The organism is Bacillus sp. FSL K6-2971 (assembly GCF_038006405.1).
GTDB classification, from domain to species: Bacteria; Bacillota; Bacilli; order Bacillales; family Bacillaceae; genus Bacillus; species Bacillus pumilus.
This window is the reverse complement of record NZ_JBBOVD010000001.1, coordinates 1,482,302-1,509,206: the sequence shown is the minus strand read 5'-3', so window position 1 is coordinate 1,509,206 and position 26,905 is coordinate 1,482,302. Positions and strand designations below refer to the sequence as shown.

Here is a 26,905-nt window from a genome sequence, read left to right as displayed (position 1 = left end):
GGGACTGACCCCATAAGATGAGACAAATAAAAAACACCTTCAAGTTTGAAAATGGATCGTTGTGATCCGAAATAAAACATGGAGGTGTTTTTTCTATGGGGACAAGAGTGAGTTATCCGGTTGAAGTCAAACAGAAGGCTGTAGAAATGAGATTGGCAGGCGTACCTATGAAAGAGATCATGCAGAAATTGAATATCAAGAATAAGACGCAGGTTCAGACATGGGTGAGGTGGCATAAGGCTGGGGATACACACCGGTTCGAACAGCCTGTTGGAAAACAATATACCTACGGAAAGGGTCCCGAGTACTCTTCCGAATTAGAGAGACTGCAGGCAGAAAATCGCTATTTGAGTCAACAGAATGAAGTTTTAAAAAAGTACAACGAATTGGAAAGGAAGTTGATAAGGAAACGTCAATCAAACTGGTAGAAGAATTGTGCAAAACGATGACGGTACAGGACATCTGTGTCCATTTAGGCATCTTACGTACTTCGTATTATAGATGGAAAAAGGATCTGACTCAGAATCAATCTAAAAGACAACTAGAGAAACAGGTCGGCACGTTGTGCCGAAAGCACAAATATCGATATGGTTATCGAAAAATCACAGCTATACTAAAAAGGAGAATGCGTATTAACCATAAAACTGTTCAACGTATCATGCAGAAAAACCAGTGGCAATGCCGGGTTAAAATGAAAAAGCGTAAGAAGAATGGGCAGCCCTATGCCGTGGCCAGTAATATACTGGATCGGAACTTTCAGTCTGATCGCCCTCTTGAAAAACTAGTAACGGACATCACGTATTTGCCTTATGGACAGAAACAATTGTACCTTTCCAGTATATTGGATTTATATAATGGAGAAGTGATTGCTTTTACGATTGGTGATAAGCAGGACACAGACTTTATCTTAAACACACTTAATCAGCTCCCAGCACTGCCTGAGAATTGCGTGTTACATAGCGATCAAGGTTCTGTGTATACATCTTACGAGTATCAGAAAGCTGTTCATATAAAAGGCATTACCATGAGCATGTCCCGTAAAGGGACGCCCGCTGATAATGCCTCCATCGAATCGTTTCATTCCTCACTAAAGTCTGAAACGTTCTATCTTAACAGGATTGACCGCACTACGACCAGCATCGTAGAACGCACTGTCAAAGAATACATTTATTATTATAACAACATTCGTATTCAAACGAAACTAAACAACCAATCACCGATAAACTATCGGCAATTGGCTGTATAAAGGTGTTTTGATCCCTGTCTCAAAAACGGGGGTCAGTCCCATACGCCGGAGCTATTCTGGCGTTTTTTTATTGTTCATATGTGTGCTCATACCGGTTCTCACGATACGGGGACGGTGCACCTTTTCCTTGCTTCTTCATATGGTCTTTTTTTCGTTCAGTGAACGGCTGTTTCTGATCCCTGGCGTTTTTTTTTGCGTGCTTTTCAGCACCACCACGTGATGTGCCGTTTGGATTCCTTTTGTCACCAGGTTCCGTTGAGTGATTTTTTTTTTGTTCTTTATCGATCGAGCGATCCTTTTCTACCTTTATTTGATTGTCTTTGTTTTTATCATCAGGTTTTGTTTGGTGAGGCTTTTGAATAGATCCTTGCTCTTCCCTCTCTTGATCCTTCTGCTCTTTGTCTTCAGCTTCAGGAGCCTCTTTATCTGGCTTCATCTCTTCGCTATCGTCTGTCTTGACGTCTTCTTGTTTGTCTTTGTCTGCTTGATCTACATCATCTTTTTTAGGCTCTTCTTCTTTAACAGCGTCACTCTCTGCTGCGTCTTCATCCTTTTGAATGTCTTCTTGTTCTTTATCTTGCATTTCTTGATTTCTGATATATGTGCCTGTTGAAATTCCTGCCTTTTGAGCTTTTTCTCTTGTTTCCAGGTCACTTTCTACAGTCTTTAGCTTGTAATCGCGCTTTTGATATTCACCAGAGATGGTGTTAATTTTACTTTTGACGTTGGTTTTATATGTATGGTCCTGCTTGTTTTCATAAACCGTTGAAATATAAATGCTCTTAGAGTTGTTCACATAACCTTTTTTGTCACAGTCATCTATGATTTCCTGCACGACTTTGGTCATGTCGTTTTTTTCTAAATCCTTCATACTAGCCAGTACTTGTCTCGCATCTTTATTCAGTGGTGTGACACCGATCACTTGATAATTGTGATCAAGCTTCAGTTCAAAGCTTGGATTAATGTCAATCGTCATATATGCATATGCTTTTTGACTTGAGAAAGATGGCATCATAGTAAAAATCACGACAATAATCGCTGCGATTGATAGGATTCCTGCATTTAATGGACGTAAACGAAGCAAGTCAAAAAAACCGGCTTTTTTTCTTTCGAGACGTGATTCATTCGGAAATGTCACTTCTTGACCGATTTCATAATCTTGCTGTTCATATTTTGTCCGCAGAAATTGTCCATCAGGGGTCAGCAGCGTGACATATTTTTTGTTTTTCTCTACTATAATGCCTCTTCTCATGAATTAAGCACCCCTTTAAGGTAATCTTTCAAATACACATAATCACCCGTCATAATGATCGCCATCGCAATGATATATTTTCTATTTCTCTCAATCGTTTTGCGGCTGACTTCCACTAGCTTTTCAAGCTGTTTGACTGGCAATTGTTTTTTCTGAAATAAAATGGTTCTGAGCTCATCGTGTTCAACGAGTGTGTGAGCTACTTTAATGGCATTTTGCCTTGCATCTGCATGCTTTGGTGAATGTTCAAGCAGCTCTTGAAACGTGAGGCCGTATACTTTCAATCGTTCTTTAAAATGTTCAATTTCTTCTCTTCTGTGTTCTTGTTCAATTAAACGTCTATATTCATTTGTAGACAGCTCTGCTTCAATCATGCTTTGAGAGTACTCGCCATTTTCACTTTCTTGCAGGTCCATTTGAACCGTTGGCGCATTTCTTGCTTCTTTTCGAATATAGTCGATCACTTTTCTTTTAATAATTAATTCTGCGAAAGCAAGGAGTGAGTTTCCTTTTTCGGCAGAGTATTTTTCTATCGCTTCGTTAAAGGCAATTAAGCCTATGCTGAATTCATCATCTTTTTCATCTATATATCGTTTACAAACGGATGAAACCGTCTTAGCGACAAATGGTTTGTATTGCTCTATTAATGCATTTTGCAGCTCGATATCACCTTGTTGAATACTGATAGCCGACTGCTCTAATGTTTGCTTTTTCTTTCCTTTTTTAAACAAAAGGCTAAGCAATGGTTTCACCTCAGTTCTCCCTATATTACTCATTTATGATAGCTAATTTATGAGGGAAGCGCAAAGGAAGAAATGAGGAATTCATTTCCTGTTACTCAATTATGACATGTATATCATCATCTACTTTACAATGTTTCGTCTAAAAGCAAAGAAATAAGGGGGTATCTCCCCCTTATTTGTAATATACGTGTTATGAAAATGAAATGATATTTCTTTCAAAAAACCTACTCTTCTAGGCGTCCCTCTTGTTTTTCCTTGTTTTGTTGCCCGCCTTTTCTTGATGGACTTGATAAAAACCAACCAAATGCTGCAATTGCGAGAAGCACTGTCCAGAAAATCACTTTCCATAATGTTGAATGAATAAAATGAGAGGACACGATACCAATGGCTGGATGTGACAGTGTGTAAAGCGTGAGCTTCACACCAACCCATCCGACAATGACAAAGGCTGCTGTTTCTAGGCTCGGTCTTGTTTTGAGCAGTTTCACAAAGACAGTCGCTGCAAATCTCATGATGATCAGACCGATGATACCACCTAAAAGAATGACAATAAATTGACCACCATCAAGTCCACCGATTTGCGGAAGACTTGTTGTCGGCAAAGTTACGGCTAATGCGACCGCCGCCAAGATGGAATCGACAGCAAAAGCGATGTCAGCAAGCTCGACTTTTACGACTGTTGCCCAGAAGCCGCTTTGCTTCATGTTTGTGTCTGATTCCTTTTTCTTAAATACGTGCGATTTTAAAATATGGTGAATGGAAATATAAAGAAGATAAATTGCACCAATGGCTTGAACTTGCCACACATCCACTAAAAACGAAATAAGAAACAGGGAACCAAATCGCATGACAAACGCACCCGCAAGTCCGTAAAACAATGCTTTTTTCCTTTGCTTTTCTGGAAGGTGCTTCACCATCACAGCCATGACCAGCGCATTATCAGCGGCTAAAATCCCTTCTAATCCAATCAGTACGAGAAGAACCCACCCGTACTCTAAAATAATTGCTGCATCCATCATCATTCCTCCTTGTTTTTTATCTATTGTCCCACAACAGACAAAGGCTTATGAATGCAAAAAAGACCTTTGCCTGTATTGGCAAAGGTCTTGCTAGACATGTGATATGTAGAATCATGCCAACAAAGCCGATGGAACTTAAGTCCATGTAATGACGACTTTGTTTCCGGTAAAAACCGGACGCTACTCCCCTTTGGTGGGATATAAGAATATTTAGATTACTTATATTTTAATCAATAGACACTGTATTGTCAACAGGGGACTTTCACCTTGTGTCCAGTGATTAGGCAGTTGGTGTTTCTGCTTTTCTTTTTCTACGTTTCAGCCATATATACATCACGAACAACAACACAATCCCGATCCCAATCGGCAGAAGATATGGATCTAACATTGCGCCAACCTCTTTCCAGTTCTCCCCGAGCACAAATCCAAGATACACATATACAAATGTAATAGGCGTAATCGCTAAAAACGTGTACAGGCAAAAGACCCACACATTCATCTTGGCAATACCGCACGGGATGGAAATAAGCGTTCTGACTCCTGGAATAAACCGGCCGCTAAAAGCGACGAATCCACCATGCTTTTCAAAGAAGGCATCCGATTTATCAAGCGACTCCGGTTTAACAAAAAAGTACTTCCCATATTTATTTAAAAAGGGTCTACCGCCATAACGTCCTAACCAGTACAAGGTCAAAGGACCAGCCACGCCGCCAATAGAGCCGGCTGCCACAACACCAATGAAGGCCATGTCCCCTTCTGAGACCCAGTAACCCGCAAGAGGCAGAACCACTTCAGCAGGAACAAATTCAATACATAATGCAAGGAAGATGCCAAAGTACGACAAGTTCTTAAAGGCATCAGCTAAAGAAATAATAAAATCTTCGATGTTTATCAATCCCTTTCACACATAATCGTTTAACTGATTCTATCTCTTTTAGAATCGCACATATATTAAACGAATAAAACCGAAGAAACGATTCACTTTTCGTCGTTTTTTTACATTAAATTTGATTTTACTATAAAAGACAAGTGAAAAAAACGTTGATTGTGGTATTTAAGTGAAGGAAAAGTGAACACAGAAGCCATTCGATCCGATATATTAGGTATACGTCTGTTTTAAGATACTGGAGGTTTTCTTACATGACCCATTTAACAGGAAGCTACAATGGATGGCTTGTCTTTCTGTCAATCGCAGTCGCCGCTGCCGCCTCCTACTCAGCTCTTCAATTAGCCAGCCGAGTGGCTCAGTCAAGCGGTGTAAAGAAAAAGGTATGGCTGATCGTTGGTGCCATGATCATGGGAATGGGGATATGGTCGATGCATTTTATCGGCATGATGGCATTTCACATGCGTGCTGGCATCACATATGAAACACCCTTGCTCATTTTATCGATTTTGGCATCTTTTGTCGGGTCCTTGATCGCATTCACAATATGCATTCAAGAGCAGCTCTCCACAAGACGGCTGCTCATTAGTTCAATCACCATGGGCTCAGCTATTTGCAGCATGCATTATCTTGGAATGGAATCAATGGCCAATGTCTCAATCAGCTATGATCCAGTCCTCTTTTTTCTTTCTTTTTTCATTGCTGCGATAGCGTCTTTCTTTTCGCTTCATCTCTTTTTTCGGCTCCATCGAACCGGGAAAAAGCAGGAGGATCATCTGTTAAAAATAGCTGGTGCACTCGTGATGGGCGGGGCTGTTTCTGGCATGCATTATACCGGTATGGCTGCTTCTACTATGTTTTTTCATTCAGACGGACAGTCCTATGGGGGTGGTTCTCTTGAATTATCACCATTCAGTCTGTCGATTTTCATCGGCTTAATGACACTGATTGTTCAAACACTGATGATTTTTGGTGCCTATATAGATCACCGAATCATGAAGCAGGCGGATAAGCTAAAGGAAAATGAACAGCGTTTCCAATCGCTCATCAAACATAATATCGATGGCATTATCGTGTTATCGGTCAATCGAAAGGTGCTTTCTGCGAACGACTCAGGTAAACAAATCCTAAAAATGTGCAATTCTTGGATTGGTGATGATGTCAGCCAATACGTCATGCCGACTGACACGTGGGAAGAATTTATTTACGAGTCAAAAAAAGCCATCACACGTGAAGCAGAACTAAAAACAGCAGATCGCTTTTATTATTATCATGTCACTTACATACCTGTTCATGTCAACAATACGCTTGACAGTATTTATCTTGTCTTAAAAGATTTAACGCAGCAGCGGATTGCAGAAAAAGAAATTCATGTCATGGCACATTATGATGCGTTAACTGAGCTTCCTAATCGGCGCCACGCCATCAACCATTTAAGTGATGTTCTCTCCGCTCAAGAAGAGACAGGAACATCGACGGCTGTTCTGTTTCTTGATTTGAATCGTTTTAAAATTATTAATGATGCACTTGGTCATAACATAGGGGACTTACTTCTTAAAGCAGCTGCAAACAGACTAACGCAATGTTTACCAGGCAACGGCTTTATAGCCAGACTAGGCGGGGATGAATTTTTAATGATCTTCCCTGACATGGGGCATGACACACAGAAAATTGAACAGCTTTCTCAAAATATCATTCGGCAATTTGAGCGTCCTTTTTTCATCCAGAATCATCAGCTCATTACTTCTATCAGCATTGGAATCGCTATCTCACCTCAAAATGGCAAAGATGGGATGGAGTTAATGAGGAAAGCCGATATGGCGATGTATTTATCCAAAAAACATAAGCAAAGCCGTTATGAGTTTTTCACCGAATCAATGGAAAGATCAAGTGAAGACAGGTTGAACCGAGAGCTTGAGTTACGGGATGCCATTCAAAGAAAACAGTTTGTGCTCCACTACCAGCCGCAAGTGAGTGCGAAAACAAGACAGATGACTGGCGTAGAAGCTCTTCTAAGAATGAAAGCACCAGATGGTTCGTTAAAATCACCCGAGGCTTTTATTGAACTGGCAGAGGAATCAGGACTGATCATTGATATTGGCAGATGGGTGATTGATACCGCATGCAGGCAGGCTAAAACGTGGTATGACAACGGGCTGAAAATTCCCGTGGCTGTCAATTTATCTGCAAAACAATTCAATTCTGAAGACTTAATTGATTTGATTAAGCTGACACTGAAAAAATACGATATGACACCGTCACTGCTCGAGCTTGAAGTCACAGAAAGTATGACAATGGACAATATCAAGCAATCAAAACAAGTGCTGACCTCACTGAAACATCTGGGCGTTCGCATTAGTATTGATGACTTTGGTACAGGGCATAGCTCCTTAAGCTATTTAAAGGATTTGCCCATTCATCGACTAAAAATCGACAAGTCCTTCATTGAAGATATTTTAAATGATTCGAAATCTGAACAGATTACAGGTGCCATTATCGCGATGGGACATCAACTATCTCTCGAGGTCATAGCAGAAGGTGTTGAAACCTTTGCGCAGGCGCAGCTTTTATCTGCGCAAGGATGTGACGACTTGCAAGGCTTTTATTATGCGAAGCCCCTTCCAGCAAACGATATCGAAAAATTCATTGCCTATCCAGCGCATCAGCTGGACACATAAAAAAGGTGCCAATCATGGCACCTTTTCGTTCTATCTAAATAATAAATGTTGACTGTGAATACCTGCTTTTTTCAATAGACTAATCAATTGTTCTTGTTCTTCTCGCGAGAGGCCAGAGAAGGCACGCGCAATCCGGAGAGAATGAATCGGGTAAATCTTATCAAGATAACTGCGCCCTTTATCCGTTAAATGGGCATAAACCGACCGTTTATCCTTTGGGTCCTGCTCTCTTTCAATGAAACCATTTCGTTCTAATTTGTCAATTACGTACGTCACATTCCCGCTGACAAGCAGGAGTCTTGAGCCGATTTGCTGAAGTTTTTGAGCACCTCTCGTATACAGCAATTCAAGAACCGCAAATTCAGTTGGATTAAATCCATGCTCTTTGCTGTCTCTAATGCTGTGTTCTGAAACGCTTTTAAATGCTCTTGCAAATACCTTGTAAAGTGTCATTGAACGTTCTACTTCTTCTTCATTAAACGATAGTCTCATCACATATCTACCTCTTATAATATTTTTTTAACTTCAAGGCTTTCTTGCGGTGCAGTTGGAGCCTTTCGTAAAAAATAGAAGTACGTTTTTGAAAACCCTTTCAACCACATAAGTGACTCCATTCGTGTTATGTATAAGATTTCGATATAAACTTTTAAAATCCTTCTTATTTTTCACAATCATCTCGAAAAAAAGGTTTTTTAGCAAACCATCAAGATACGACACAGTTTAACATAATCTGTAAGGACTCTATGTTTCTTTACACTGTATTCGTCAAATTTCTACAAAATTCAATATTGCTATAATATTGAGCACAAAAAAAGAACCCTTTATGTGACATACGCACATTTCAAGGGATTTTTACAAATCACGCTCTGTTTTGTTGAAATAGAAGTGATACTCTTTTTTTAAGTCACTAATTGTCATGTTCTTGGCCGCACTAGGGCTGTACACTCCCAATGAACAGAGCTGCTTCGTATAATAATGTCTTTCCTTTGCTAAAGCTTCTGTTAAGATACGCCGCACCGATTATCCCCCCTATCAATTGATCTGGAGCAGGTGCTTATGAAGACCTTTTATACAAATCATTTTGTACAGCTCTTAGAAGAGCATGCGCATTCTGACCTGCAGCCTGCATGAATCGCTCCAGTAATTCATCCCTCTTCATATCTAATGCGATAATTTCTTTTGCCATACAGATGATCCGTGTTTGCTCCATCATATGCTCCTCCTCCTATTTCAACTCATCATCATTATATTCATGCGTAGCAATCACTTCACATATGTTGTCAACTTTCCTTCCATCTTTTTTTCACTTTTATGTTTTTGTGTTATATTTTCTAACAAACGATAGGTTTTTTTCGTTGTCATTTTGTATAATATGAAGAAAAGACTTGCAGGGGTGAGTATATGACGCAGGAAGATGTATCTTATAAAGATAAAAAAGTCATTTCAATCGGGATTGTCAGTGAATTAACAGGGCTATCCGTCAGGCAAATCCGATATTATGAGGAACGCAGACTCATCTACCCCCAGCGCTCAACAAGAGGCACGCGTAAATATTCTTTTTCTGATGTAGAACGATTAATGGACATTGCCAACAAACGAGAAGACGGTGTGCAAACAGCGGAGATTTTGAAAGACATGAAGAAAAAGGAACAGGCCTTAAAAAGCGGACAATATAAGAAAAAAATGCTGGAAGGTCAAATTAACGCACACTTCAGGTACAAAAATCGATAAACAAATAAAGTTTAGCTGACTCTTTTAGGCTTTGTTCGCACTTGATTTTTGGTCATGGCTTAATGAAAAAGAGACAGCTTTTTTTGCTGTCTCCGTTATCAAACCAAAGCCCTTGGAAACCAATTACAGCTTAGAGCTATTTTAGTGAGAGTATAGCTTTAATAGTTCTTGTGTTGGCAAACGATTTGTATTGTTCGTGCCAACAAAATATTCTAATTGCCATTTCTGCGTTTGGATAGCTTGTATGCTAGCAGGTTTATCCCAGCTAGGATAAACCCTCATGGCCATTTTTCCTTTAGTCGTATCTGTTTTAAGAATATGTTGTTTTACAAGAACTTCTTTTGGAAAAACAAATTGACCAAAATCATTTTCACTAGTAAAGGTATTGATCACCAATAAATCCATAGCTTTTTCATATGAAAAAGGTTGGTTTTTATTTTCCTCATCCTTTTCCCAAAAAGCAACAAACTGTCCTATCTTAGTAGGCGTTATTTTTGCCACTCTAAATCTAATCGACTTTGAGTTTAGCTGAAACACACCAGCTCCATAATTCGAATTTTGGACTTCTTCTCGGACAGCTTTCAAGGACAGTCGATTGGGTTCATAAAACATTTTATTTACATATGTTAACGCGTTATAAAATTCATTCACTGCTTTATCCCCTTATTTATTACTCATTCCAACACTCTTTCAAGCATTATCTTAATTTGAACACAATGCCAAATCCTATTAAGTGAAATAAGCTATATAAGCAAGGACATCAGTTTAAATTTACTTTTTTCAGGCGGCGTGCAACAACATTTCATTCTAAGAAACAACACTATATCAAATAGCGTTTAGGTATATTGTTAAGTGCAGGCGATCTAGCGTTTATCCATTCGTTCAGGAATCGAAACAGTTCGTTCATTGATCACATTCCCCGTGTTTAGAGTCGTTTTTGGTTCAATTAAGAGCAAATGAACTTCTTCTTCAGCAATTGGCTGATGTTCAATTCCTTTTGGAATCACAAGAAACTCTCCTTCATTAAGCGCTATTTCTCTATCCCTAAAACGGATGACTAGATTTCCTTTCCATACAAAGAACATTTCATCCTCGTCATCATGGTGATGCCAAATGAATTCACCCTTAATTTTTACCATTTTCATGTATGAGTCGTTCAACTCTCCGCTTATTTTTGGATTCCAATAATCATTTATTTGCGAAAATTTCTCTTGGATATTAACCTTTGAAATCAATAGATTCCCTCCTCATTTACTTGAAAACGTCTTTTTATCTTTCCTAAGCTAAAACTCCCTACCTCGCAAATTCTCCTCCTCATGATCAGACACCAAGGGACACAATGAGCATCAACCTCTTATATTATTAAGTTTACTTATTCTATTGGATCACGTAAAATCAAAAAATAGTGTATAGTTTATCACAATTTGTGATGCAAAAAGGAGCATTATTTTGGATATTAAATCTTTGGAGATATTTAAAGCAGTAGCTATTGAACAAAGCGTTACAAAAGCTGCTGAGAAATTAAATTATGTGCAGTCCAATGTCACTGCACGAATCCAGCGTCTTGAACAAGAATTAGGAGTTCCTCTTTTCTATCGATATCACAAAAAGATATCCTTAACGCCTGCAGGGCGTGAATTGTTGCCATATGCAAACAAATTACTCTACGATTTTGAAGAAGCGATAGAGGCCGTAAAGCTTTCCTCTACTCCGCGGGGAACTTTGCACATTGGATCTATAGAGTCTACTGCTTCGACAAGATTGCCCAGCATTTTCGCAGCATATCACAAGACATTTTCACAAGTAGAATTGAGCTTGTATATGGCACCTACTGTAGATCAGGTTCATGCTATTCTCAACTACAAGGTAGATGGTGCATTGGTTGATGGGCCTATTCTTCATCCCGACATTATTGAATATCCGGTATTGGAAGAATCTCTTGTTCTCATTACAAGCTACTCCCAGGAGGAATTCCAGGTAGAATCAATTTTGCATGAACCATTGCTTTCGTCATTTGCGCATTGCATCTATTTGGGGCGTTGGCAACGATGGTTAGAGAGCAATGGCTTTGCTCCGATGAATGTAATGGAATATGGCACTTTAGAGGGCGTGCTTAAATGCGTTGAAAACGGGCTAGGGGTTACCGTATTACCAAAATCTATGGTCGAATCTCGGGTGCAAGGCAAATTTACTTGTCATCCTTTACCGGAACCACATAGAATCGTGCCCACTGTGTTTATAAGGCGCCGCGATTCGTACATGACCAGTGCCCTCTCACGGTTTATGGAATTATTGGGCATAACTCATATGTGATCGGGTCATTTGTGGTAAAAAAGAGGATAGATAGAGCAAAGTTCTTTCAGCTCTTCTATCCTTTTTAAATAAAATCATTTTAACTTTCATTGAGAGGAAGCATCAGTTCCTTCAACGAGCCCTACAAAGTCAATCTGTACACCGCCTTTTTCAGGATCTTCTATGACACGCATGGCTAGTGCCTTTTTCTCCCCTGTTTTTTCATCTTCGTAATTCGCATGAAAGACGTGAATGCTGGCTTCTTCCAATTGAAAATCTTCATAAGAAAGTGTATCTATTCCCCATTCTTTTTTCATTTTTAGAATGTCTTTTGGGCTTGGGACAGCGCCTTCAACATAGATGTTTTCTATTTTTTGTTTATTTCCTTCGGTAATCGCTTCAATCATATGCTCTGCTGCCACCAGTCTTCTGTCTTTCCCCTCGTCTTCCCTTGAACATGCACCTAGCAATAAAATGCACATTAAAATGAATAAAAACTTCTTCATTTTTCTCTCCCACCTTCTCCTTAAAATGTAAAGGATGGAAGCGCTATATGCAATCTTTATTCAAAAAAGACTGTAAAACGTCACGTTTTACAGTCTTTTTGCTACATCAGTGTATGAAGGAATGCTGTTGCAATTCCAAAATAGATCAGTAAGGATAAAATATCATTCAATGTTGTGATCAGCGGCCCAGATGCAATAGCTGGGTCCACGTTTAATCTGTGTAAAATAATCGGTACGACCGTACCTGCCATAGTCCCAATAATCAGTGTTGCAAGCAGCGAGGAACCAACAACAAAACCTAAAATCATATTGCCCTGCCACACCATTGCGACGACTGTAATAATAATGGAACAGACAATCCCAATGTAAATACTCGTTCTCAGCTCTCTAAAAATAAGACGCATGATGGTTTTTTTCGTTAATTCTTCTTTTGAAAGCCCTCTAATGACGACGGCAAGAGACTGTGTCCCTGTATTCCCTGTCATCCCGGCAATCATCGGCATGAAGAACGCTAAAGCAACGACTTGCTGAAGGGTACCTTCAAAATAATTTAAAATACTGCCTGAAATCAGCCCAATGAACAAGAGTAAAATGAGCCACGGAAGACGGCGGTATGCCGCCACAAATGCCGGCGTATCGAACGTGATATCTTTACCAGAGGCAGCAAACTTTTCATAGTCTTCGCCCGCCTCTTGAATCACAACATCAATGATATCATCGACTGTAACAATTCCGACTAGAACATTGTTCTCTTCCACAACAGGAATCGCAAGGAAATCATATCGTTCAATCAGCTTTGCGATTTCCTCCTGATCCTGAAAGGCTCCAACGGCAATGACTCTTGTAAACATGAGATCCTGTACCTTTTCATCCGGTTCACCTAAAATGAGATCCCGGTATGAGAGAACGCCTACAAGCTGTTTTTGATCATTAATCACATATAAATAGTTGATTGATTCCGCAATTTCAGCAAAGCTTTTCAGCTTCACAACTGCATCCTGCACTGTAAAATGCTGAGGAATCCAAACGTAACGGTTGGTCATGATCCGTCCCGCTGTCTCAGCAGGATAATTCATAAGAAGCTGGACGGCCTTGGATTCCTCTGCTTCCATGTTAGATAAAAGCTGATCCTTTAGCTCATCCTCCATCTCATCAAATAAGTTGGCTAGATCATCGTTATCCATTTTGTTTGTGACGAAGGTCGCTTTGTCTTTCCCTACTTTTTCAAGAACAATTTCTTGATATTCCCGCTCCAGCTCACCCATCATTTCTGTCACGTCATCGACTGGTAAAAAGCTGAGGAAGCGGCCGCGGTGTTTCTCTGGAAGTTCTTTAAATAAGTAGGCCATATCATATGGCTGAAGTTCTTCCATGATGTTTTTAAATTCTTTTCGTTTTCCATCTCTTAGTAAAATAATGATGCGTAAAATGAGTTCATCATACGTAATATTTTGTATCATCGCTCTTACCTCCCCAAAGTCAGGAGATACCCGAATCCCTTAGAATGTGCGGGGGTCAGGATCTCCTCTATCTGATGTCTCAATCTGATCTTTTGACATATCCTCTATGTGTCTCGAATCGGGATGATCCATCCCCACACCTCCTTTTCTCATAAAAAAGCACCTTCAACCGAATGAAGGCGCTTTGTAAGCATGACAAATAAACACTTGCTCCTTCAATCGTAGAGCTTTAGCACTGTATGGCATAGGAAAAATCCAGCTGCATTAAAAATCACCTTATGTCGATGATTTCTGTTGACCCATTGGCGTCTTTGGACATTTTTGGGCAGCAGCGTATCTCCATACAGGAGCCTCACCTAACGAAGTCTCATATTGTTGACACACTGAGATTACAGAAAAAGCGCAGTGATGTCAATAAGCAAGATGCCAATTTCCCTTATGTATTCGCTTACTTTTGAAAAAAAGAGCGATAGACAAAGTAGACCATCGCCCTTTCATGTCTTTTATTCCTCTTTTGGCTGATTCATATCCTCTTGGGAGAGGAGATGAAAGGAATCATGCAAAAACAAAGCATATCCTTCTCCGTCAGGATGCGGAACATATTCCGCATGGTCCATTGTTTGCTCTTCTTCTTTTTTCTTCATATTCTCTCGCCTCCTTTCCCGTAGTTTGTCCCAATGAAAAAACCTTACACATGAAAGTGTAAGAAGTGATTAGTACAAAACGGCTGAACTCATAAAGGTGCGGCGAATGTCACCATTGGCAATGCACTGATAACCGTCGCTATAGCTAAAAATGAATGATTGTTTACAAAAAAAAGATCTCTCTGATTAGGGTACAGCCATTGATTGATAACACAATGTATAATACTAAGTATAAAAATTGAATATTGGGGGATATGATAATGAACGAAACTACACTGAACATGCACTTTTCAAATGATTTATTAAAAAAAGTAAGAGAACAATTTTTATATATTGATGAGGATCCTATCCTAAAAAAGGAACGACTTTTTTTTGACAATGCAGGTGGCTCTCTTCGTTTAAAACAGGCAAATCATATATTTTCAATCATTGATGGCATCCCAGATTGTTCTGAAAGAAATCATAAAACTGCAAAACACTTGATTGATATCCATAAAAAGGGGATTGTTGATCTTCAAACCATTTTTAACGTGAAACAAGGAAGCTTCGCCACATATCTGACAGCATCACAGGCTATCTTTCAAACTACGGGTATCATTGCAGAACATATTCAAGGAACAAATATTGTCACAACATCCTTAGAACATCCAGCAGCCTATGACGCAGCTAGTTTTTATGCAAATAAATTAAACAAAGAGCTGAGAGTGGCCAAGTCTAATCCTTTAACAGGTGGAGTGAACGTAGAAGACATCTTGGCATTAATCGATCAAGATACTGTTCTTCTAAGCGTCATCTATGCTTCGAATATCTCTGGTGCTATTTTAGACATTGAACAAATTGTACAAGAGGCAAGAAAAAAGAAACCAAACTTATTTATCATGGTTGATGCCGTTCAACATGCACCTCATGGTTTAATTGATATTGAAAAAACACCTGTGGATGTGATAAATTTTGCCCCATATAAATTTTTTGGTGTTAGAGGCTGCGGGATTGCTTATTTATCGGAAAGAGCTGCTCTTCTCCCTCATCATAAGTTAAAAGGAAAGAAAGAAACTGAATGGGGTCTAGGAACTCCAGCACCTGCTCATTATGCGGCTATTAGCGCAATTGTTGATTATGTGTGCTGGCTTGGAGGTCATTTTACAACAGTGAATGCCAGACGACAGTTATTCGCAGCAGGTATGGAAGCTATCGGAAAACAAGAAAGGTCTTTATTAAAAATAATGCTAGACGGGACACCCAACGTAAAAGGGCTAAGAGAAATCAAAGGAGTTACCGTGCATCTTGATGACCATGATTTATCAAAAAAAGATTTCATCGTAGCCATATCGATAGAAGGAACAAACCATGAGGATGCAGTAAGACAATATGAACAGCACGGTGTGATCGTATATGAAAGGTTGAATACAAGCATTTATTCTAAAAGGATGCTGGATTCCTTTGGAATGAAAGGGGCTATTAGAATATCACCTCTCCATTGTCATACTATTCAAGAGATTGAGACGTTTTTAAGAACAACTGAAATGATAAGCAATCAATATAAAAAGCATTAACATGCTTGCAGATTGTTGACAAAGGGTAAAATGATCTTTATTTTAGCCCTTTGTCTTCTTTTCAGCGTGATAGAAAACCTTTGAAGTCTAGGAAGGACGAGTACTGGAGCGGAGCGAATTTGACATTCGTGAGCACCAGCACGCAGGACTGACACCGAATGCGAGGGTTTGTCTACACGCTGAAAGCATTAACATGCTTGGTGTACAGATACATGGAAGTACGCTATTCAGTTTGATATTCATTTGTACTTGTATACAATCAATTAGGCAAAAATAACGGTCTGAACCATCGGTTCAGACCGCATACAAATTTATCTTAGGATTGCTGGCGTATTAATCATCCCATTCTTGCTTCAGGATTTTGCCTGTTTTAGCGGAAATCTCAAAATCAACTTCCTCGCCGTTTGGTGTGGTGATTTCGACTTCATATAAGTACACACCATTTTCTTTATCTAAATCAGAATCTGTGACTGTTCCTTTTACTTTTGCAAGGGCAATTTGTTCAGCCTGCTTTTTAGTGATTTTCACATTTTGTTTCTTTTCTTTGACTGGATCATTCAACGCTTTTCCTGTTTTGGCATCGACATATACTTTATATTCAAAGCCGCCTTTTTTAATCTCGACCTCGTACACCCATTTTCCTTTTTTACGCTCAAGATCCACATCGTCCACATACCCTTTCACCACTTTTAGGGCTGCTTTTTCTGCTTGTTTCTTTGAGACAAACGAAGATTTCTTTTGCACCACTTGCTCCGCGTGTGCTGTTTGATTTGTATTTTGCGCTTGAAGTGTGAAACCACCTGCGACAAGAGTTCCTGTTAATGCTGTAATTACTAGTACTTTTTTCATCATGTTCATGTCCTCCTCTATTTGATTTCTCCTTTATCTTAAAGAAACAAGATGATAAAGGAAGGAAAGAAACATGAGAAAATCATGAGAAAAGGATTAGTTTTCGTACGTAATTCCTTCTATATCCCCTGTATATGCGTTCACAAGCACCTCTGCCTCTCGCCCATCAGGCAAATCCAGCTCCACCTCAAATACGAGCATACCGCTAAATGTTTCAAGATCGGCATCATCCACTGTCCCTCCGACTTCTTTTACTGCAATTCGGATGGCTTCTTCGACCGTGATTTTTGTCATTTTCTTTTCTTTAGAGGTCGGGTTTTTCTTTTCTGCTTCAAGCACCTTAAACGTTTGCTTATCGACATCGACTTGATATAATTCTTTTTTTGATTGGATCGTAAAGATAAAACGATCGGACTTTTCTTTCTTTTGAATGACCGTACCGCTCACTTTTTTAACAGCCGCTTCTTCTGCCAGAAGCTCAGCATTTTTTTCATTTGGCTTTTGATAGCTTTTTAACTGCTTGATTTCTTTCATTTGACCGCTTGCGGAGGATACAATGATTTGATAGATCCCATTTGAATTTTCCAGGGTCAAGGTATAGTCCTGTTTATGATTGATTAAATCAATATTTGTAATGTTTCCATTGTAGTCTTTTGCGATGATTTTTTTGATCTCTGCTTCACTTAATATTTTTTGATCAATGGTTTGAATCATGAGCATTGCAAAGGCTGCAACGACGAGACATCCTGCAAGCGCAAGCACCATTTTCGTTTTTCTAGACATGCAGCGCCTCCTTCCTATTTCCTATTTTATAAGGAGGAAATGAGAAATTGATGAGAAAAGACCCATTTATTTCGGGAAAAGAATGGTCATGGTTGTCCCTTCGCCGATTCGGCTGTCTACCATCAGCTCAGCTCCATGCTCTTCTGCAATTTGCTTCGCAATTGAAAGACCAAGACCCGTTCCGCCGGTCTCACTGTTTCTTGCTTCATCCACACGGAAAAAGCGGTCAAAGATTTTCGGAAGATTCTCTTCTTTTATGCCAATTCCATGGTCAACGACTGAAATATACGGCTTCTCTCCTCTCCATCCGCAGGTCACATCAACTGGCTCTGTACTATATTTGACCGCATTATCAATCAAGATGGTCAAAAGCTGTTTGATTTTCTCTTCATCCCCCTCAGCGACGAGCGGCTGATCTGTTTGCACATCAGGATCAATGGTTCGATTCGTTGCGACTTCAAGTGTATGGCATATCTGCTTGCATAAATGGCCAAGATCAACTGGCCTCATGTCCAAGTAAAGCGGCTGACCATTTTTCGCAAGTGTTAATAATTGATCTGTCAGCCTTTTCATTTTTTTCGCTTCATCATGAATCGCTTGAGAGGATTCTTCTATAACCTCTGGACGTGTTTGTCCCCAGCGCTTTAGTAAATTGCTGTAGCTCATAATGACGGTAATCGGTGTCTTCAATTCATGAGAGGCATCATGCAAGAATTGCTGCTCTTTCTCATAATGCTTCTCGAGTATTTCTGACATTTCATTAAAGGTTTGTCCCATTTGATACAATTCATCCTTTGAATCCCCTGCTAGTTTGATTCGCTTAAACGCCTTCTCCTTCATACTTGCCTTCATGGTGCTCGTCATTCTACTAATAGGGCGTACGATTTGTTTTGTTAAAATGTGGCCAGCAAAATAGGAAAGCACTATAATTAAAACGCCAGCAGCGATTAAAATCATTCTTAATAACGCCAAATTCTCTTCCGTATTTTCGATTTCTTCATATACTTGAAGCGACACAATCTCTCCATTTGTCCAAATGACCGGAATCGCAGCGAACGCAATCATATGCTTGTTGTATTCTTTTATTTCTGCTGTCTGACCAGTTTCATATGTAAAAGGCAGTGAGCTAAACGTTGATTCCTTTGTGACAGTCAACTTTGACTCACCCTTTTCTGTCACGACACGGATCATACCATTTTGGGGCAGGTACGCTTTCAGCAGCTCCGAGGATGGAAGACCCTCTTCTTCTGATTTTTTTAAGGCAATGGCAATATTTTCAGCGACCTCAGACAGCCGGGACATATCTTTTTGCGTTAAGGTCATCGAAAAAATAAAATAAATGGCTGTATGAAATAGCAGCACCATTAAAAACAAGGACAACGATGTATAAAGCTGAATTTTATTTTTTAATCTCATTCTTTATCCTTTCATCACATAACCCACACCTCTCACTGTGTGAATCAGCTGTTTTTCGAATGGGTAATCGACTTTTTTCCTTAAATAACGAATATAGACATCCACTACGTTTGTGTCACCGAAGTAATCAAAGCCCCAAACGGCTGTTAAAAGCTGATCTCTTGTAAGCACTTGCTGCTGATGCTTCAGCAAGTGGACAAGCAGGTCAAATTCTCTCGGTGTGAGCTCAAGCATTTGCCCGGCCCTTTGTATGTCTCTTGTTTTCTCGTTGACGGTCAAATCTGCTATGCTAAGCTCTGTTTCCTTTTCTTCTTGCGCATGAATATTCAACCTTAGCTGCGCACGAATTCGCGCTAATAATTCTTCTATGTCAAAAGGCTTTGTAATATAATCATTCGCCCCAAGATCGAGGCCGCTTACTTTATCAGGCACACTCCCTCTTGCTGTTATCAAAATAATAGGTGTCGCTGTATTTGTCTTTCGAACCCTTCTCAGCACTTCAAGACCGCTCAATTCTGGAAGCATGACGTCAAGCAGCACCAAATCGAAGCTTTCCTCTTCAAGAGCCTTGAGTCCATCCATTCCTGTCTCTTTGACTGTCACCTCATATCCTTCATATTCAAGCTCTAGTGACAGCACCCTTGCAATTTTCTTTTCATCTTCGACTACGAGTATCTTCCCTTTGTTCATCTCTATCTCTCCTATCTGAAAGGCAAGCTTGTCTTTCCATTATTATATGTTGCCTTTCCCATTTGGAACAGTCACAAACTTCACGTCTTTTTTTACTTAAAAAAGGAACACATATTTAATAAAGCTGTATTCATTTTCATCAATTTTTAAACATAGTCATTCAATCTCACGAAATACAGAGAAATCAAATTGAATAGATGCTCAACAAAAAAAGCCTCTTTCTTGAGGCTTTTTATTTATTTCGTTTTAGGATTATTGTCAAAAAGCTCGTCTACTGTGGTATCCAGAACAGTTGCAATGTCAAAGGCTAATTGTAAAGTAGGATCATATTTATCATTTTCAATGGCATTTATGGTTTGTCTTGAGACCTTACAACGTTTAGCCAGTTCTTCTTGGGATAATTTAAAAGATTTTCTGAGTTCTCTAATATGATTTTGCATTTAATCACCATATTTTTTTCTGTAAATGATTAATGAAAACAAATATATGATTGAGATCAGAGTCAAAAACATGATAGGGGAAACTCCAAAACCTTTATAAGAATTTTTTTCTTGAATCATTAAAAATATGGCCTGTGCGACTTCTAATACCAGTATACCGATTACCACCATAAAAGCATAGGATTGAGCTTTCGAGTAGATAAATTTCTTTCTCTCATCACCTTTTTGAATCATTGGTGCAATAAAGATGAACAGTCCGATCAGTAATAATATAACTGAATACAAAATTTTTACAACATCCATTTATTCGTCCCCTCTCCATCAAAATGTAAAAAACTCTTTACATTTAAAATCATAGCATCATTCCGATAAATGTCAAATACTTTTTACATTTTATTTTATATAACGTTATCATAAAAAAACAATCATTCGCCCCTCGCTTGTGCTCTTCCTTCCCTTCTATTTATCATCTCCTGATTTCATTGTTATGTAGTTTGCCTCTTTTAGTCCTTTTCACCCATTTTCATCTATACAGGTGCAAGCTCACTATGCAGCATTTCCTTCTTTTTCATATGATATCAAGAGTTTTCCTCAAAAGTTGAGTTCTTTCGTCAAGAAGTGAGGAGAACTGCACTTTTGATAATAGATTGATTATTTGAAAAATTATTACAATTGACCCTTTCCGATCAAAAGTTTCTTTTATACAATAACATTACGCAGCCTGAATCTACTTTGAAAACAAAATAAGGAGGGCTTTCTTATGAAAGGTAAAATTCGCTTAATTCCGTATGAAGTAAAAGCCAATGTGATGGAAGCGAAAGAGACGCCGGAAAGTATTCAGGAGATTAAAGCACCCGAACTTTGGTCAAGTGGCTTCAAAGGAAAAGGCATAACCATTGCTGTCCTTGATACAGGCTGTGACACAGAGCATCCCGACTTAAAAGATCAGATTATCGGAGGCAAGAACTTTACCGATGATGACAATGGAGATGCTGAAAATGTAAAAGACTACAACGGACATGGTACCCATGTAGCAGGAACGATTGCAGCAACAGATCAAAATGGCGGAATTCTAGGGGTTGCCCCTGAAGCCAAGCTGCTGATCGTGAAAGTTCTTGGCGGTGAAAATGGCAGCGGGAAATACGAATGGATCATTAATGGCATCAACTATGCCGCTGAGCAGAAGGTGGATATTATCTCTATGTCTCTCGGTGGTCCAAGCAATGAGCCCGCCTTGCAGGAAGCCATTCAAAATGCTGTGAAAAGCGGTGTACTTGTTGTGTGCGCAGCAGGAAATGAAGGGGACGGGGACGAGCGTACAGAAGAATTCTCCTACCCTGCAGCATACAATGAAGTCATTGCCGTCGGCTCTGTCTCCCTTGCAAGAGAATCCTCTGAATTCTCCAACGCCAATAAAGAAATCGACCTCGTCGCTCCAGGAGAAGACATTTTATCCACTCTTCCTAACCATAAATATGGCAGACTCACAGGCACCTCAATGGCTGCCCCTCACGTGAGCGGTGCACTAGCCATTATTAAAAATGCCGAAGAAGAAGCGTTCCAGCGCAAGCTGACAGAGCCTGAGGTCTATGCTCAGCTTGTCAGAAGAACCCTTCCACTGAAGCAATCTAAAGCCCTCGTCGGAAATGGATTTTTATATTTAACTGCGCCTGATGTCCTTTTAGAAAAAACATTGGAAGCAGATCTTTTATCTCTATAGCTTGAATAGAGGTCCTGAGAATAGATGGAATTTTCTCAGGATTTTTTTAATTAAAATTATTCAAAATTTACTTTGACGAAATGAAATGGACGTTATATAATCGAACACAATAAATTCATAGTTTGAGAGTCGGTAATTCGATCATACGTCGAATTTTAATTGGGAAGACCGGTGAAAATCCGGCGCGGTCCCGCCACTGTGAGTGAGGAGAGCTTTTCTCATGAATCCACTGTCATAAGGACGGGAAGGAAGAAAAGCTTGCAGATTCACCAGCCAGGATACCAGCCGCTCTATCACATCAAACCCCCTACGGTTGATAGGAGATGTCGGAAAAAGCGTCAGTTATGCTCACGTCTTATTTCGCACACACATTTTGTCTTTTTAAACCAGACATTTGCCCTCATCAATCTTCACCATGAGTGTAAATGTCTTTTTATATTTAGAGGAGGAATTGGAATTGACAATTGTTAAAACAAGTAATCTAGGTTTCCCGCGAATTGGTTTAAACAGAGAATGGAAAAAAGCACTTGAGTCTTATTGGAAAGGTCAAACTGACCGTGAAACCCTCTTAAGCACACTGGATGAACAATTTTTAACTGCCATTAAAACGCAAATTGATCAACAAATTGATGTTGTTCCTTCTGGAGATTTTACCTTCTACGATCACGTGCTCGATACTGCTGTCATGTTCAATTGGATTCCAGAGCGCTTCCGCAGCTTAAAAGACCCGCTAGATACATACTTCGCGATGGCAAGAGGAACAAAAGATGCTGTCTCAAGTGAAATGACAAAATGGTTTAATACAAACTATCACTACATCGTTCCAGAATACGAAAAAACCACCGAATTCAAACTCACACATAACAAACCGCTTGAAGCTTACGAAAAGGTGAAAAAGGCGTTTGGTGTTGAAACAAAACCTGTCGTACTTGGTCTTTATACATTTGTCTCACTTTCTAAAGGCTATGAACCAAATGAAGTAAAAGAGATTCAGCAGCGTCTCGTCCCGCTTTATACTCAAGTTTTAAAAGAACTTGAAGAAGCCGGCGTCAAATGGGTACAAATTGATGAGCCAGCACTTGTCACAGCTTCATATGAAGACGTGAAATCCGTCAAAGAAATCTATCAAACGATCAAAGAAGCCGTACCTGCCTTAAATATTCTTCTTCAAACATACTTTGATTCAGTAGATGCCTATGAAGAGCTTGTCACATATCCTGTTGAAGCCATCGGTCTTGATTTTGTCCACGATCAAGGACGCAATCTTGATCAAGTGAAAAAGCATGGCTTCCCGAAAGATAAAATTTTATCAGCAGGCGTCATTGATGGAAGAAATATTTGGAGATCAGATCTTGGCGAAAGATTGTCATTCGTTTCTGAGGTCATTGCTGACGCTCAGCCGAAGGAAGTATGGCTGCAGCCATCAAGCAGTTTGCTGCATGTACCAGTTGCAAAACACCCAAGCGAACAGCTTGAAGAAAAACTATTAAACGGACTGTCTTATGCTACTGAAAAGCTGGCTGAATTAACAACATTAAAAGAAGGCTTAACAAAAGGCGCCGCAGCGATTGAAGCAGACATCAATGAAGCCAAGCAAGCACTTCTTACTTTAAAAGAATTTGCAAAAGGAACCAATGCGGATTTGACAGCAGAACGCAACAATCTTTCATCGAAAGACTTTAAACGTCCAGTTGCCTTTGAAGAGCGCCTTCGTATCCAAAACGAATCTCTTGAACTGCCGCTCTTGCCAACAACAACCATTGGCAGCTTCCCGCAGTCTGCTGAAGTGCGAAGTGCTCGTCAAAAATGGCGTAAAAATGAATGGACAGATGCAGAATATGATGAATTTATTAAGAAAGAAACAAAAAGATGGATTGATATTCAGGAGGAAATCGGTCTGGACGTTCTCGTACATGGAGAATTCGAGCGTACAGACATGGTTGAATACTTTGGTGAAAAGCTAGCCGGATTTGCCTTTACGAAATTTGCTTGGGTACAATCCTACGGCTCACGCTGCGTGAAGCCGCCAATCATTTATGGAGATGTCGAGTTTACAGCGCCAATGACCGTGAAAGAGACGGTTTACGCACAAAGCTTAACGGAGAAAAAGGTCAAAGGAATGCTGACAGGTCCTGTCACCATCTTAAACTGGTCTTTCCCAAGAACAGATATCTCCCGAAAAGACATTGCCTTCCAAATCGCTTTCGCATTACGTAAAGAGGTAGAAGCGTTAGAAGAAGCAGGGATTCAAGTCATTCAAGTGGATGAACCTGCACTAAGAGAAGGTCTTCCGCTCAAAGAAAGTGATTGGGCAGACTATTTAAACTGGGCAGCAGAGTCATTCCGTCTATCAACATCATCTGTTCAAAATGAAACGCAAATTCATACACATATGTGCTACAGTAACTTCGAGGATATTGTCGATACGATTGAAGACCTTGATGCCGACGTGATCACTATTGAACATTCACGCAGTCATGGTGGATTCCTCGATTACCTAGAGAAGCACCCGTATTTGAAAGGACTTGGACTTGGTGTATATGACATCCATAGCCCGCGCGTTCCATCTATCGAAGAAATGAGTCAAATCATTGATGATGCACTGAACGTATGCCCGGCAGATCGCTTCTGGGTGAATCCTGACTGTGGTCTAAAAACGAGACAAGAGCCTGAAACCATTGCTGCTTTGAAAAACATGGTGACGGCAGCTGAAGTCGCTCGTAAAAAGCTGGCGCAGCATGCATAATTGATACCCTCTCCCCTGCTATCATGGCGGGGGATTTTTATGCGTAAATTGTCCTGCTTGACCATCTACTAGGAGGTTTCCTTTTCTAGCATGATTCGTTTATACTAGAGAAGTCAGTCGAACAAAGGGAGGAAGACAATGAATCACGAAGATTTTTTACAACGCGCAATTGATCTTGCAGTAGAAGGAGTCAATAGTGGTACTGGCGGCCCTTTTGGAGCAGTCATTGTCAAGGATGGACAGATTATTGCCGAGGGAAGCAACAATGTGACAACAACAAATGATCCAACCGCACATGCTGAAGTCACAGCCATTCGAAAGGCGTGCCAGACGCTGAATACATACCAATTAGAAGATTGTATTTTATATACAAGCTGTGAGCCTTGTCCGATGTGCCTTGGTGCTATTTACTGGGCTAGACCAAAAGCGGTCTATTTTGCTGCTGGACATCAGGATGCAGCAGTTTCTGGTTTTGATGACTCGTTTATTTATGAAGAAATCAATAAAGATTACGAATCAAGAAATATTCCATTTTATCAGCTGACACTTCAAAAAACCCTTGCACCATTTGAAGCATGGGAAACCTACGAACAAAAGAAAGAATATTAAAAAAGACACCTGCTCATCAGCAGGTGTTTCTTTTTTTCAGCGTAATAGAGAACCTTTTTTATTCAGCCACTTCAAGCTCTACTTCGATGTTTCCTCTTGTTGCTTTTGAATATGGACAGAATTCATGCGCAGCCTCGACAAGCTCTTTCGCCTTGTCATGGTCAAGGCCTTTTGCAGATACAATCAGCTTGACACCAAGCTTAAATCCGCCATCACTTTCATCTTTTAAAAGACTGACATGTCCCTCGACTTCTGATTCAATGTTGACCCCTTGCTTTTTCGCTACTTGTTCAAGTGCCCCTCCGAAACATGCTGCATAGCCCGCTGCAAATAATTGCTCTGGATTCGTACCAGTTTCTCCGTCTTTCTTTGCATTAGGCATGACAATGTTATGATCGAGCACACCATCTTCTGAACGAATATGTCCAGCTCTTCCGTGTTGTGCCTTTACTTTTGCTGTGAATAATGGTTTCATCTTCATCTCCTCCTTTATCTATTTATTCCTTTCACGTTCTATCCAATTCTCAAACATTTATCGCACATTAAAGAATTTTTTCGTTTTTGGGCTGTATTTATTTTAAAAAAGAAGAAAATCTTATACAATGATAAGTATGACAAAAAATAGTTGGTGACTGACATGACAAATGAATTCGAGCATATGAAGCTGGAAAATCAGCTTTGTTTCTTGTTATATGCAAGTTCAAGAGAGATGACGAAGCAGTATAAACCGTTATTAGAAGAGTTAGACATTACGTATCCGCAATATTTGGCACTGCTTTTATTGTGGGAGCATGGGACATTAAATGTGAAAACGATGGGAGAGCTTTTATATTTAGACTCCGGTACACTCACACCAATGCTGAAACGGATGGAGCAAAACGGACTCATCATCCGCGAGCGCTCGAAAGAGGATGAACGTTCTGTGCAAATTCGTTTAACGGAATATGGTGAGCAACTAAAAGAGAAGGCTACTGCAATTCCATTTCAGATGCTGTCTGGGACAGGCAGATCGGAAGAAGAGTTAAAAACGCTGCGCGCCTCTTTGCATGAGCTTTTGCAAAAATTAACACAATCAAAAGGCTGAGGGAATATTCCCTCAGCCTTTTATGATATCAATTATTGTGCGACAGCTACTAATTCTACTTCAATATTTCCTTGAGTTGCTTTTGAATATGGGCATACGCCGTGTGCTTTATGAACAAGCTCATCTAATGCTGATTGCTCGATTCCAGTTCCTTTTACTTCTAGCTTAACGCCTAGTTTGAAGCCGCCATCTGAACTGTCTTTTACTAAGCTCACATGTGCTGTTACTTCACTTTCAAAACGGATACGCTCTTGTCTTGCGACCATTTGAATGGCTGAATCAAAACATGCAGAGTAGCCTGCTGCAAATAATTGCTCTGGATTTGTTGCTTTTTCAATTTTTTTCGCTCTTGGTGTTCCAGGCATTGCTACATCATGCTCAAGCACACCATCAGTTGAAACAACCTTTCCTTCTCTTCCTCCTACAGCTGATACCGTTGCAGTAAATAAAACTTCTGACATGTATATAACCCTCTTTCTCTCCAATAATATTTTCCACAATTTAATTGTACACAATTAAAATTCAAGAGTCAACGAATACACACTCTTTTTTTAAGAT

At 39.8% G+C, this 26,905-nt stretch carries 29 protein-coding genes and 3 riboswitches; of the genes, 9 read left to right on the top strand and 20 right to left on the bottom strand.

The features are described 5' to 3' along the window. The first annotated feature begins 95 nt into the window (after window positions 1-95). Window positions 96-1,246, top strand: a protein-coding gene (locus MHI33_RS07860; protein WP_340909408.1) for an IS3 family transposase whose coding sequence is annotated in 2 segments (ribosomal slippage) — window positions 96-369 and window positions 369-1,246 — 1,152 coding nt in all. Because the reading frame shifts where the segments join, the coding sequence is not laid out codon by codon here. 67 nt (window positions 1,247-1,313) lie between these two features. Here MHI33_RS07860 and MHI33_RS07855 read toward each other — a convergent pair. The 4 genes from MHI33_RS07855 to MHI33_RS07840 form a co-directional block, all read right to left on the bottom strand. After that, window positions 1,314-2,498, bottom strand: coding sequence for an anti-sigma factor domain-containing protein (locus MHI33_RS07855; RefSeq protein ID WP_185106973.1), 1,185 nt, complete (start codon window positions 2,496-2,498; stop codon window positions 1,314-1,316). Beyond that, window positions 2,495-3,250, bottom strand: coding sequence for an RNA polymerase sigma factor SigI (gene sigI, locus MHI33_RS07850; RefSeq protein ID WP_034662939.1), 756 nt, complete (start codon window positions 3,248-3,250; stop codon window positions 2,495-2,497). Before sigI ends, MHI33_RS07855 begins: the two co-directional genes overlap by 4 nt. Window positions 3,251-3,465: 215 nt before the next feature. Continuing rightward, complete coding sequence (locus tag MHI33_RS07845) at window positions 3,466-4,257, bottom strand: TerC family protein (protein WP_065097142.1); 792 nt, start codon at window positions 4,255-4,257, stop codon at window positions 3,466-3,468. A gap of 32 nt (window positions 4,258-4,289) precedes the next feature. Continuing rightward, window positions 4,290-4,461, bottom strand: a riboswitch (yybP-ykoY riboswitch). 79 nt (window positions 4,462-4,540) lie between these two features. After that, window positions 4,541-5,155, bottom strand: a complete 615-nt coding sequence (locus tag MHI33_RS07840) for a DedA family protein (protein WP_003210834.1) — start codon at window positions 5,153-5,155, stop codon at window positions 4,541-4,543. A gap of 245 nt (window positions 5,156-5,400) precedes the next feature. On the opposite strand from MHI33_RS07840, the gene MHI33_RS07835 reads away from it, so the two are divergent. Beyond that, entirely contained in the window at window positions 5,401-7,824 is a 2,424-nt protein-coding gene (locus MHI33_RS07835) for a bifunctional diguanylate cyclase/phosphodiesterase (RefSeq protein WP_185106976.1), read from the top strand. Between the two features lie 30 nt (window positions 7,825-7,854). Here MHI33_RS07835 and MHI33_RS07830 read toward each other — a convergent pair whose 3' ends face one another. From MHI33_RS07830 to MHI33_RS07820, 3 genes are all read right to left on the bottom strand, one after another. Further along, window positions 7,855-8,319 carry a MarR family winged helix-turn-helix transcriptional regulator gene (locus tag MHI33_RS07830; protein WP_088004396.1) on the bottom strand — a complete coding sequence of 155 codons (465 nt, stop codon included), beginning with the start codon at window positions 8,317-8,319 and terminating at the stop codon, window positions 7,855-7,857. A gap of 357 nt (window positions 8,320-8,676) precedes the next feature. Continuing rightward, complete coding sequence (locus MHI33_RS07825) at window positions 8,677-8,841, bottom strand: hypothetical protein (RefSeq protein ID WP_044138874.1); 165 nt, start codon at window positions 8,839-8,841, stop codon at window positions 8,677-8,679. Window positions 8,842-8,878: 37 nt separating this feature from the next. After that, window positions 8,879-9,037: a hypothetical protein gene (locus tag MHI33_RS07820; protein WP_003212375.1), complete on the bottom strand. Its 159-nt coding sequence runs from the start codon at window positions 9,035-9,037 to the stop codon at window positions 8,879-8,881. A 188-nt stretch (window positions 9,038-9,225) separates the two neighbouring features. Between MHI33_RS07820 and MHI33_RS07815 the strand changes: the two genes are divergently transcribed. Beyond that, window positions 9,226-9,555 (top strand): MerR family transcriptional regulator, encoded by a 330-nt coding sequence (locus MHI33_RS07815; protein ID WP_012009715.1) that lies wholly within the window; start codon window positions 9,226-9,228, stop codon window positions 9,553-9,555. A gap of 141 nt (window positions 9,556-9,696) precedes the next feature. On the opposite strand, the gene MHI33_RS07810 is transcribed toward MHI33_RS07815, so the two are convergent. Next, entirely contained in the window at window positions 9,697-10,206 is a 510-nt protein-coding gene (locus MHI33_RS07810) for a MepB family protein (protein WP_106067725.1), read from the bottom strand. 212 nt (window positions 10,207-10,418) lie between these two features. Next, window positions 10,419-10,790 carry a cupin domain-containing protein gene (locus MHI33_RS07805; RefSeq protein ID WP_080772912.1) on the bottom strand — a complete coding sequence of 124 codons (372 nt, stop codon included), beginning with the start codon at window positions 10,788-10,790 and terminating at the stop codon, window positions 10,419-10,421. A gap of 214 nt (window positions 10,791-11,004) precedes the next feature. On the opposite strand from MHI33_RS07805, the gene MHI33_RS07800 reads away from it, so the two are divergent. Further along, the gene (locus MHI33_RS07800) at window positions 11,005-11,868 is read left to right on the top strand and encodes a LysR family transcriptional regulator (protein ID WP_340910494.1); all 864 of its coding nucleotides are present in this window, start codon (window positions 11,005-11,007) and stop codon (window positions 11,866-11,868) included. An 86-nt stretch (window positions 11,869-11,954) separates the two neighbouring features. On the opposite strand, the gene MHI33_RS07795 is transcribed toward MHI33_RS07800, so the two are convergent. The 3 genes from MHI33_RS07795 to MHI33_RS07785 all read right to left on the bottom strand — a co-directional run bounded on the left by MHI33_RS07795 (window position 11,955) and on the right by MHI33_RS07785 (window position 14,457). After that, entirely contained in the window at window positions 11,955-12,353 is a 399-nt protein-coding gene (locus tag MHI33_RS07795) for a hypothetical protein (RefSeq protein ID WP_340910491.1), read from the bottom strand. A gap of 101 nt (window positions 12,354-12,454) precedes the next feature. Next, the gene (gene mgtE, locus MHI33_RS07790; RefSeq protein ID WP_003212108.1) at window positions 12,455-13,813 is read right to left on the bottom strand and encodes a magnesium transporter; all 1,359 of its coding nucleotides are present in this window, start codon (window positions 13,811-13,813) and stop codon (window positions 12,455-12,457) included. A 207-nt stretch (window positions 13,814-14,020) separates the two neighbouring features. Next, window positions 14,021-14,184, bottom strand: a riboswitch (M-box (ykoK) riboswitch). Between the two features lie 132 nt (window positions 14,185-14,316). After that, window positions 14,317-14,457, bottom strand: a complete 141-nt coding sequence (locus MHI33_RS07785) for a hypothetical protein (protein WP_340910489.1) — start codon at window positions 14,455-14,457, stop codon at window positions 14,317-14,319. A gap of 260 nt (window positions 14,458-14,717) precedes the next feature. On the opposite strand from MHI33_RS07785, the gene MHI33_RS07780 reads away from it, so the two are divergent. Continuing rightward, window positions 14,718-16,010 carry an aminotransferase class V-fold PLP-dependent enzyme gene (locus MHI33_RS07780; protein ID WP_185106978.1) on the top strand — a complete coding sequence of 431 codons (1,293 nt, stop codon included), beginning with the start codon at window positions 14,718-14,720 and terminating at the stop codon, window positions 16,008-16,010. A 333-nt stretch (window positions 16,011-16,343) separates the two neighbouring features. On the opposite strand, the gene MHI33_RS07775 is transcribed toward MHI33_RS07780, so the two are convergent. The 6 genes from MHI33_RS07775 to MHI33_RS07750 form a co-directional block, all read right to left on the bottom strand. Further along, on the bottom strand, window positions 16,344-16,862 hold the full coding sequence (locus tag MHI33_RS07775) for a PepSY domain-containing protein (protein WP_003211816.1): 519 nt from the start codon (window positions 16,860-16,862) through the stop codon (window positions 16,344-16,346). A gap of 93 nt (window positions 16,863-16,955) precedes the next feature. After that, entirely contained in the window at window positions 16,956-17,642 is a 687-nt protein-coding gene (locus MHI33_RS07770) for a PepSY domain-containing protein (RefSeq protein ID WP_106067723.1), read from the bottom strand. A 66-nt stretch (window positions 17,643-17,708) separates the two neighbouring features. After that, window positions 17,709-19,058 carry a sensor histidine kinase gene (locus MHI33_RS07765; RefSeq protein ID WP_106067722.1) on the bottom strand — a complete coding sequence of 450 codons (1,350 nt, stop codon included), beginning with the start codon at window positions 19,056-19,058 and terminating at the stop codon, window positions 17,709-17,711. 3 nt (window positions 19,059-19,061) lie between these two features. After that, window positions 19,062-19,748 (bottom strand): response regulator transcription factor, encoded by a 687-nt coding sequence (locus MHI33_RS07760; RefSeq protein WP_106067721.1) that lies wholly within the window; start codon window positions 19,746-19,748, stop codon window positions 19,062-19,064. Window positions 19,749-19,984: 236 nt separating this feature from the next. Beyond that, on the bottom strand, window positions 19,985-20,188 hold the full coding sequence (locus MHI33_RS07755; RefSeq protein WP_050945187.1) for a helix-turn-helix transcriptional regulator: 204 nt from the start codon (window positions 20,186-20,188) through the stop codon (window positions 19,985-19,987). Continuing rightward, complete coding sequence (locus tag MHI33_RS07750; RefSeq protein ID WP_065097134.1) at window positions 20,189-20,491, bottom strand: hypothetical protein; 303 nt, start codon at window positions 20,489-20,491, stop codon at window positions 20,189-20,191. It abuts the gene before it with no gap. Window positions 20,492-20,948: 457 nt separating this feature from the next. On the opposite strand from MHI33_RS07750, the gene MHI33_RS07745 reads away from it, so the two are divergent. The 3 genes from MHI33_RS07745 (at window position 20,949) to MHI33_RS07735 (ending at window position 25,263) form a co-directional block, all read left to right on the top strand. Next, window positions 20,949-21,908: a S8 family peptidase gene (locus tag MHI33_RS07745; RefSeq protein ID WP_340910483.1), complete on the top strand. Its 960-nt coding sequence runs from the start codon at window positions 20,949-20,951 to the stop codon at window positions 21,906-21,908. 112 nt (window positions 21,909-22,020) lie between these two features. After that, a riboswitch (cobalamin riboswitch) is annotated at window positions 22,021-22,212 on the top strand. 153 nt (window positions 22,213-22,365) lie between these two features. Next, on the top strand, window positions 22,366-24,654 hold the full coding sequence (gene metE, locus MHI33_RS07740; RefSeq protein ID WP_106067719.1) for a 5-methyltetrahydropteroyltriglutamate--homocysteine S-methyltransferase: 2,289 nt from the start codon (window positions 22,366-22,368) through the stop codon (window positions 24,652-24,654). A 138-nt stretch (window positions 24,655-24,792) separates the two neighbouring features. Continuing rightward, window positions 24,793-25,263 (top strand): nucleoside deaminase, encoded by a 471-nt coding sequence (locus MHI33_RS07735; RefSeq protein WP_003212370.1) that lies wholly within the window; start codon window positions 24,793-24,795, stop codon window positions 25,261-25,263. 58 nt (window positions 25,264-25,321) lie between these two features. Here the strand turns inward: MHI33_RS07735 and MHI33_RS07730 are convergent, their stop codons facing one another. Further along, window positions 25,322-25,738 (bottom strand): organic hydroperoxide resistance protein, encoded by a 417-nt coding sequence (locus tag MHI33_RS07730; RefSeq protein ID WP_065097132.1) that lies wholly within the window; start codon window positions 25,736-25,738, stop codon window positions 25,322-25,324. A 162-nt stretch (window positions 25,739-25,900) separates the two neighbouring features. Between MHI33_RS07730 and MHI33_RS07725 the strand changes: the two genes are divergently transcribed. Continuing rightward, window positions 25,901-26,347 carry a MarR family winged helix-turn-helix transcriptional regulator gene (locus tag MHI33_RS07725; RefSeq protein ID WP_003212097.1) on the top strand — a complete coding sequence of 149 codons (447 nt, stop codon included), beginning with the start codon at window positions 25,901-25,903 and terminating at the stop codon, window positions 26,345-26,347. 32 nt (window positions 26,348-26,379) lie between these two features. Here MHI33_RS07725 and MHI33_RS07720 read toward each other — a convergent pair whose 3' ends face one another. After that, entirely contained in the window at window positions 26,380-26,808 is a 429-nt protein-coding gene (locus tag MHI33_RS07720) for an organic hydroperoxide resistance protein (RefSeq protein WP_340910478.1), read from the bottom strand. Between the last annotated feature and the right edge of the window lie 97 nt (window positions 26,809-26,905).

What these genes read in the sequence shown, in the direction of transcription:
- MHI33_RS07820 (WP_003212375.1), bottom strand. Translation starts at nt 9,037, where the DNA reads ATGATGGAGCAAACACGGATCATCTGTATGGCAAAAGAAATTATCGCA.
- MHI33_RS07745 (WP_340910483.1), top strand. Translation starts at nt 20,949, where the DNA reads ATGAAAGGTAAAATTCGCTTAATTCCGTATGAAGTAAAAGCCAATGTG.
- MHI33_RS07835 (WP_185106976.1), top strand. Translation starts at nt 5,401, where the DNA reads ATGACCCATTTAACAGGAAGCTACAATGGATGGCTTGTCTTTCTGTCA.
- MHI33_RS07755 (WP_050945187.1), bottom strand. Translation starts at nt 20,188, where the DNA reads ATGCAAAATCATATTAGAGAACTCAGAAAATCTTTTAAATTATCCCAA.
- MHI33_RS07785 (WP_340910489.1), bottom strand. Translation starts at nt 14,457, where the DNA reads ATGAAGAAAAAAGAAGAAGAGCAAACAATGGACCATGCGGAATATGTT.
- mgtE (WP_003212108.1), bottom strand. Translation starts at nt 13,813, where the DNA reads ATGATACAAAATATTACGTATGATGAACTCATTTTACGCATCATTATT.
- MHI33_RS07845 (WP_065097142.1), bottom strand. Translation starts at nt 4,257, where the DNA reads ATGGATGCAGCAATTATTTTAGAGTACGGGTGGGTTCTTCTCGTACTG.
- MHI33_RS07720 (WP_340910478.1), bottom strand. Translation starts at nt 26,808, where the DNA reads ATGTCAGAAGTTTTATTTACTGCAACGGTATCAGCTGTAGGAGGAAGA.
- MHI33_RS07735 (WP_003212370.1), top strand. Translation starts at nt 24,793, where the DNA reads ATGAATCACGAAGATTTTTTACAACGCGCAATTGATCTTGCAGTAGAA.
- MHI33_RS07815 (WP_012009715.1), top strand. Translation starts at nt 9,226, where the DNA reads ATGACGCAGGAAGATGTATCTTATAAAGATAAAAAAGTCATTTCAATC.
- MHI33_RS07765 (WP_106067722.1), bottom strand. Translation starts at nt 19,058, where the DNA reads ATGAGATTAAAAAATAAAATTCAGCTTTATACATCGTTGTCCTTGTTT.
- MHI33_RS07730 (WP_065097132.1), bottom strand. Translation starts at nt 25,738, where the DNA reads ATGAAACCATTATTCACAGCAAAAGTAAAGGCACAACACGGAAGAGCT.
- MHI33_RS07770 (WP_106067723.1), bottom strand. Translation starts at nt 17,642, where the DNA reads ATGTCTAGAAAAACGAAAATGGTGCTTGCGCTTGCAGGATGTCTCGTC.
- MHI33_RS07760 (WP_106067721.1), bottom strand. Translation starts at nt 19,748, where the DNA reads ATGAACAAAGGGAAGATACTCGTAGTCGAAGATGAAAAGAAAATTGCA.
- MHI33_RS07795 (WP_340910491.1), bottom strand. Translation starts at nt 12,353, where the DNA reads ATGAAGAAGTTTTTATTCATTTTAATGTGCATTTTATTGCTAGGTGCA.
- MHI33_RS07780 (WP_185106978.1), top strand. Translation starts at nt 14,718, where the DNA reads ATGAACGAAACTACACTGAACATGCACTTTTCAAATGATTTATTAAAA.
- MHI33_RS07750 (WP_065097134.1), bottom strand. Translation starts at nt 20,491, where the DNA reads ATGGATGTTGTAAAAATTTTGTATTCAGTTATATTATTACTGATCGGA.
- MHI33_RS07725 (WP_003212097.1), top strand. Translation starts at nt 25,901, where the DNA reads ATGACAAATGAATTCGAGCATATGAAGCTGGAAAATCAGCTTTGTTTC.
- MHI33_RS07855 (WP_185106973.1), bottom strand. Translation starts at nt 2,498, where the DNA reads ATGAGAAGAGGCATTATAGTAGAGAAAAACAAAAAATATGTCACGCTG.
- MHI33_RS07775 (WP_003211816.1), bottom strand. Translation starts at nt 16,862, where the DNA reads ATGATGAAAAAAGTACTAGTAATTACAGCATTAACAGGAACTCTTGTC.